Origin of the sequence: Kitasatospora sp. NPDC057965 (assembly GCF_042887135.1) — a bacterium.
Classification (GTDB): domain Bacteria; phylum Actinomycetota; class Actinomycetes; order Streptomycetales; family Streptomycetaceae; genus Kitasatospora.
In genome coordinates, this window is sequence record NZ_JBHVPZ010000055.1 from 22,671 (window position 1) to 29,055 (window position 6,385).

At 75.8% G+C, this 6,385-nt stretch carries 5 protein-coding genes and 1 pseudogene; all 6 read right to left on the bottom strand.

Features of this window, described 5'->3' with window-relative positions:
- Positions 1-117: 117 nt before the first annotated feature.
- The gene (gene mscL, locus ACFVVU_RS37975) at positions 118-675 is read right to left on the bottom strand and encodes a large conductance mechanosensitive channel protein MscL (RefSeq protein WP_387794355.1); all 558 of its coding nucleotides are present in this window, start codon (positions 673-675) and stop codon (positions 118-120) included.
- 137 nt (positions 676-812) lie between these two features.
- Positions 813-2,006, bottom strand: a complete 1,194-nt coding sequence (locus tag ACFVVU_RS37980; protein WP_387794357.1) for a DegT/DnrJ/EryC1/StrS family aminotransferase — start codon at positions 2,004-2,006, stop codon at positions 813-815.
- Complete coding sequence (locus tag ACFVVU_RS37985; RefSeq protein WP_387794358.1) at positions 2,003-3,610, bottom strand: hypothetical protein; 1,608 nt, start codon at positions 3,608-3,610, stop codon at positions 2,003-2,005. Before ACFVVU_RS37985 ends, ACFVVU_RS37980 begins: the two co-directional genes overlap by 4 nt.
- 71 nt (positions 3,611-3,681) lie before the next feature.
- Positions 3,682-4,752 carry a GNAT family N-acetyltransferase gene (locus ACFVVU_RS37990; protein ID WP_387794359.1) on the bottom strand — a complete coding sequence of 357 codons (1,071 nt, stop codon included), beginning with the start codon at positions 4,750-4,752 and terminating at the stop codon, positions 3,682-3,684.
- Positions 4,753-4,892: 140 nt separating this feature from the next.
- Positions 4,893-6,062 carry a glycosyltransferase gene (locus tag ACFVVU_RS37995; protein ID WP_387794361.1) on the bottom strand — a complete coding sequence of 390 codons (1,170 nt, stop codon included), beginning with the start codon at positions 6,060-6,062 and terminating at the stop codon, positions 4,893-4,895.
- Positions 6,059-6,385: pseudogene (locus ACFVVU_RS38000) on the bottom strand (hypothetical protein); the annotation flags it as partial. The pseudogene ACFVVU_RS38000 and the gene ACFVVU_RS37995, both read right to left, overlap by 4 nt.

Genomic DNA, 6,385 nt, shown 5'->3' on the forward strand with positions numbered 1-6,385 from the left:
TTCGGGAATAAAGTCCCCGTCAGGGCCGATATGGGCCCCGCGCAGACCGGCTGAGGCTCGTTCGAGGTCTGCCGATGCGGGCCGAGGTGCCGGACGGGACCGATGGGTGAGATCCGCTCAGCGTGCCGGGGCCGGCTGTTCGGTGGTCTGCTCGGCGGACTGCTCGTCAGGCTGGACGGCGACCGGCTCGGCGGACTGGGCGACCGGCTGCTCGGCGCGCTCCTCGGCGGGCTGGTCGACCGGCCCGCGCTGGGCCGGGAAGCCCGGGCGGCCGGCCACCTCGGAGGCGCAGAACGAGCAGCGCACCGCCGCGGCCGGGATCTTGCTCAGGCACTCCGGGCACTCCGTCGTGGCGGCCGGCGCCGGCTTGCCGCCCTCCAGCTTCGCCTGGAGCTTGCCGACCGGCAGCACCACGACGAAGTAGATCACCGCGGCGACCAGCACGAAACCGATCAGCGCGTTGACGAAGACCCCGTACGGGAACCGGGTGCCGGCCACCGCGAAGGTCTTCTCGGTGAAGTCGCCGACCGCACCCGTCGCCACCCCGACCAGCGGGGTGAGGAACGCCGTGACGAACCCGGTGACCACGGCCGTGAAGGCCGCGCCGATCACGATGCCGACCGCCAGGTCGACCACGTTTCCACGCAGCAGGAAGCTGCGGAATCCCTTGAGCACAGGGAACTCCAAATCCGTACGGGGGAGGGTGGGTCGGGACCACGGGCCCCGGCCGGACATCCTGCCGACCGAACGGGCCCGCGGTCCAACCGCGTTCACCCGAACCGCGTAACGGACCGCAGACCGGTGAGGCCCTGTCAGCTGCTGCGCAGGCGCTCCGCGTACGGCTGGATCCGGGTCACCGCCCCGGCGATCCGGCGCACGGTGGCCGCGTCCATCTGCGACCACAGCGGCACGGTGAGCACCGAGTCGGCGAGCCGGTCGGTGAGCGGCAGCGACTCCGCCTGGCCCAGGTGGGCGTAGGCGCGCTGGCGCTGCACCGGCGGGTGGAAGTAGCGGCGCGAGTCGATGCCCTCCGCCCTCAGCGCGTCGGCGAGTTGGCGGGCGCCGAGGCCGAAGACGGCGGCGTCCAGGATGAGCGTGAGGTCCTTGAAGGTGGAGATGTCGCCCTCCTCCGGCAGGGCCAGGCGCAGTCCGGGCAGCCCGGCCGTGACGGCGGCGAACTCGGCCACCAGCGCGCCGCGGTGGGCCACCCGCTCGGGCAGGCCGGCCATCCAGTTGAGGCCGACTGCGGCGTGCAGTTCGCTCATCCGCGCGTTCAGGCCGGGGAACAGGGTGTCGTAGTCGCCGGGGTTGCCGTAGTCGCGGGCGGTGCGCAGCCGGCGGGCGAGGTCGGCGTCGCGGGTGGCGACCAGACCGCCCTCGCCGGCCACCGCGACCTTGGTCGGGCTCATCGAGAACACCTCGGCGTAGCCGAAGTTGCCGATCGGCACGCCCCTGCGGCGGCTGCCGAAGCCGTGCGCGGAGTCGTAGACCAGCGGTACCCCGGCGGCGTCGGCGACCTCCTGGAGGCGTTCGACCTGGCAGGGCGTGCCGTAGACGTGGGTGGCCATCAGCGCGGCCGGGCGGTCGGCGGAGGCCAGCTTGGCGGCGGCGTCCTCGGGGTCGAGGGTGATGTCCCGCTCGCGGGCCTCGGCGAACAGCGGGGTGCCGCCGGCCCAGTGGGCGGCGTGCGCGGTGGCGGAGAAGGTGAACCCGGGCATGACGACCGGGCGGTGGCCGTCGACGCCGGCGGCCTGGAGGACCAGCATCAGTCCGGTGGTGCAGTTGGAGACCGCCACCACGTGCGGCACCTCCAGGAACGCGGCGGCCGACTCCTCCAGTTCGGCGACGGTGCGGCCGTTGGTGAGCTGTCCGCTGTCGAGCACGGTGCCGATCCGCTCCAGCAGCGTGGCGCGGTCGGGCACCTGGACCCGGGTGAGCGGCAGCCCGTCGGGGAAGGCGGGCGTGCCGCCGAGAGCGGCGGGCAGGGCAAGGGTGTCGGTGGTCATGGCGCGGTCGATCCCCCCTGGGACGGTGACGGTGACGGTGACATGGTTGACGACGATGGCGCGACGGACGGCATGGATGTGGACGGGGTGGACGGCATGGACGGGGTGGACGGCATGGACGTGGACGGCGTGGGCGGCGGTGACGTGGGCCGTGGTGTCGGCAGCGGCCGGCGCCCCGGCGGCTCGGCCCGCCGCCGGGCCCCCCACTGGCCGGGCGCGACCCGCCACACCGGTGGCGGCCGACGGCCGGCGGCGGCACCGCGGCTCGCGGCGGCGGCCGGGACGACCAGCAGCACCAGGGCGAGCGGCAGCACCTGGACCCGTTCGCGGGACAGGATGCCCATGTTGTTGATGGTCGAGAAGGCCCAGCAGAACAGCAGCGTGTAGACGGCGGCGAAGGCCACGTAGGAGCGCTGCACGAACAGCCGGGGCAGCCGGCTCAGCCGCGGCCAGGCCCGGATGAACATCACCAGCAGCGCGAAGCACTCCACCGACTGGATGAGGTTCTGGATGTTGGACGCCTCGAACGGGAACGGGCGGAACAGCACGCTGATCACCGCCACCGGCAGCCCCGCCGGATTGAGGCTGAACTTCGGCGCGGCGTCCTCCGGCGCGGTCGCGTTGATCATCGAGTTGCCCTGGCTGGTGCGTCTGGAGGTCTCCGAGAGCACCTGGTTGACGGCGTCCCCGCCGGTCCCGTCGGTGCCGAAGAAGGTGGAGACCTGCTGGAGCATCAGCACCGCCATCGCGCCCAGCACCACCGCGGTCAGGATGGTGCGCAGCGGCCCCAGCGCGCTGACCTGCTGCGGACGGCGGCGCAGGACGTAGGCGACCATCAGCCCGGCCCCGGCCAGCGCGGTGACGTGCGGGCGGACCATCGCGGTGCCCAGCGAGCCGAGCGCGATGCAGGCGAAGGCGCCGAACCGGCGGTCCAGCAGGCGCGCCGTGCCGTAGGTGGTCAGGCCCAGGCAGAACATCATCCAGGCGTCCTTGCCGATGCTGGACGGCCAGAACAGCAGCGAGGGCAGGAAGAAGACCAGCTTGGCGTACTTGCGGGTGTCGGCCTCGGGGAAGGCGATCTGCAGGGCCCGCCAGAACAGCAGCAGGCCCCAGAAGCCGAGCCAGGAGAAGACCAGGAAGCCACCGATCAGCGAGGGGCCGGTGATCGCGTAGACCACGCCGGTGACGATGATGACGAAGCCGGTGCCGGCCACCTTCATGCCCAGGTCGTAGTGGACGCCGCCGAGCAGGTCGGCCTGGCCGAGGTAGGCGGCGAGGTCGCTGCCCTTCTGGTGGTACATCTTGGCGTCGGCCGCGCCGCCGTACAGCACGAAGGCCATCAGGTAGCGCGGGAAGGCGCAGAGCAGTTTGGCGGTCATCGCCAGCAGCAGCAGCCGGAAGACGTCCCGTTCGGGGTTGGCGGCGGCGATCCGGGCCAGGATCGGGGTGCCGATCGCCATCAGGGCCGGGAGGATCAGCAGCGCGCCCCAGGTGTCGTACGAGGTGTGCACGGAGGCGAGCACGAAGAGCGTGACGTAGCCGGTGACCAGGGTGGCGGCGACGGCGGACGGCCAGGGGACGCGGCCGAGGAAGGCCGTCGCCACCCCGGGATTCCCCGCTGTCCCGGGTGTCCCCGCCGCCCCCGGCGTCCCGGGCTCCCTGGGCGCCCCCGGCATCAGAAGACCTCCAGGTCGCCGAGGCTGAACCGCCAGTCGGCGATGCCGAGCGGGGTGGGCCCGGTGGGGGTGCGGGCGGTGAGGGTCATCCCGGTGCGCGGGGCGCGCAGGTAGCCGGTGCGCAGCGCGGCGTCGGCGGCCTCGGTGCCGGGGGAGAGGTGGGTGGCGACGTGGTCGCAGCCGCTCTCCTGGGCGGCGGCGCGCAGCAGCCGGGCGGCGCTGTCCCGGTCGCCGGGGCGGACGACGACGTCGGCGAGGGTGAACTCGGCCAGCGGGCCGCGCCGTCGGGGCCGGCCGACGGCGAGGCCGGTCAGCTCGTCGCCGCGGTGGACGGTGAGCACCCGGTAGTCCAGGCCGGGGGCCTCGCCGTAGCGCCAGCGCAGGTACTCGGGGGTGCGGTGGACGGCGAGGCGGTGGTCGACGGCGTCGGCGGCGGCGCGTTCGCGGAGCAGCTCGGCCAGCGGGCCGTGCCGTCCGGCGCCGGCGTGGGCGTCCAGCCAGGCGGCGGCGGTGGGCAGCCGGCAGTCGTCGCCGACGGGGCGCGCGGGCCCGGCCGGGCGCCGGGCGAGGGCGGCGCGCACGCCCCGGGCGAAGGCGGCCGGTCGTACGGCGCGCACCGCGATCGGCACCCGGCCCAGCTCCTGCCAGCCCATCTTCCGGTAGGCGGGCAGGCTGTTGCCGTTGGGGGTGTTGAACACCAGCGCGGCCTCGTCGGTGACCTGGTCGAGCAGGTCCGAGGTGAGCCGGCGGAAGACGCCGCGGCCCTGGAAGTCGGGGTGGGTGGCGGTGTCGACGGGGCGGACGGCGGCCACCGGGGTGCCGTCCCCGCGCTGCCACTGCCAGCGCAGGAACAGCCGGACGCCGGCCAGCCGTCCGTCCGGGGTCTCGGCGACCATGCCGGGGCTGGCGCCGAAGGGGTTGCGGCGGTGCTTCCAGGTGAAGAACCCGGCGGTGCGGGTGCCGGTGGGGCCGCCCGCCAGGGTGACGGTCAGCAGGTCGAGCACGGCGGGCAGATCGGGCTCGGCGAGCGGGCGGTAGGTCAGCTCGGCGGGGGCGGGCAGGGCGCTCACGTCCGGACTCGCTCTCCCATCGGTGGTCGGGGGCCAATACGGGGGCCAACACGGGGGACTCACGGGGAAACATCGGTGCGTCGGTGGGCCCGGGCCGGCGGCGGGCGGGCGGTCCGCCGCCGACGCCGGTCGGTGCCGGGTCAGTGCCGCAGGACTCGCGCGTACACCGCCTCGACGGCGCGTTGGGCGCCGGCCACGTCGAAGCGTCCGGCACGTTCCCGGGCGGCGGCGGCCAGCCGGGTGCGCAGGCCGGGTTCGCGGGCCAGCCGCTCGAACGCCTCGGCCAGCGCGGCCGGGTCGCCGGGCGGGACGAGGAAGCCCTGCTCGCCGTCGTCCAGCACCTCGGGCATGCCGCCGACCCGGGTGACCACGGCGGGCAGCCCGGCGGTCATCGCCTCCATCAGCGCGACCGGCAGGCCCTCCTGGCGCGAGCTCAGCGTGAACACGTCCAGGGCGGGCAGCAGTTCGGGCACATCGGCGCGAGAGCCGGTGAACACGACGGCGTCGGCGACGCCCAGCTCGGCGGCCCGGGCCCGCAGCTGCGCGTCCAGCGGTCCCGCGCCGACCAGCACCAGCCGGGCGTCGGGGCGGCGGCGCAGCAGCGCGGCGTGCGCGGCGAGCAGGGTCGCCTGGTCCTTCTTGGGGGTGAGGTTGCCGACCGTGCCGACCACGAACGCCTCGGCCGGCAGGCCGAGTTCGGCGCGGGCGGCAGCCCGGGCGGCCGGTCCTCCGGGGGCGCCGGCCAGGTCCGGGCCGTGGTGCACCACGGTCACCCAGTCGCCGGGGCGGCGGCGGCCGGGCGGGATGCTGCGGGCGACGGCGTGCGAGACGGCGATCACCGCGTCGTTGCGCCGGTAGGTCAGCGCGTTGGCCCAGCGGGTGGCCGCGCGGTAGCGCTCCCAGACGTTGTGCTCGGTGTGCACCAGCCGCGGCGCGGTGCCCGCCAGGGTGGGGGCGAGCATCCGGGCGGCGGCGGCCGGGACGGGCATGTGGGTGTGCACCAGGCCGTACCGGCGCGCGGCGAGCAGCGCGCGCAGCCGCAGCGGCCAGCGCGGGTCGGCCCGGCCCGGGGTGCCGGGGGCGCCGCCCAGGCAGTGCACGGTGACCCCGGCCTCGGCCAGCGCGGGGGCGAGCGCGTCCTTCCACGGCAGCACGTAGGCGACCTCGACGTGGTAGCGCGAACGGTCGGCGTGGCGGGCGCAGTTGAGGAGCAGCTGTTCGGCGCCGCCGCGGCCGAGGCCCTTGGCGAGCCAGAGCACCCGGGTGGGGGTGCCGGCCGGGCCGGGCGCCGTGCTCCGGGGCCCGCTCACCGCTCCTCCGCCTCGCGCAGCAGGGCCGGCTCGCCCTGGTCGCCGCCGGCCGGGCCGTACGGCCGGCGGGCAGTGCCGTGCTCGCCGCCGTGCTCGCCGCCGTGGCCGCCGCCCTGGCCGGTGCCGTGCTCGGCTCCCTGGCCGCCGCCCACCTCGCCGCCGTGCTCGTGGCCGCTGCGGGCCCCCTGGCCGTCCTCCTCGGGCGCGCGCCGGGCCCAGCTGGGTGTGGTCCGTCCGCCGCCGAGCTCGCCCGGCCGTTCGGCGCCGTGCTCCACCGCCGGCCCGGCCGGCCGGTGCGGCGCCGCGGCCGCGCCCCGGCCGGC

Bases quoted from the DNA above. Each gene is read 5' to 3' on its own strand.
- ACFVVU_RS37980 (WP_387794357.1), bottom strand. From the start codon at position 2,006: ATGACCACCGACACCCTTGCCCTGCCCGCCGCTCTCGGCGGCACGCCC.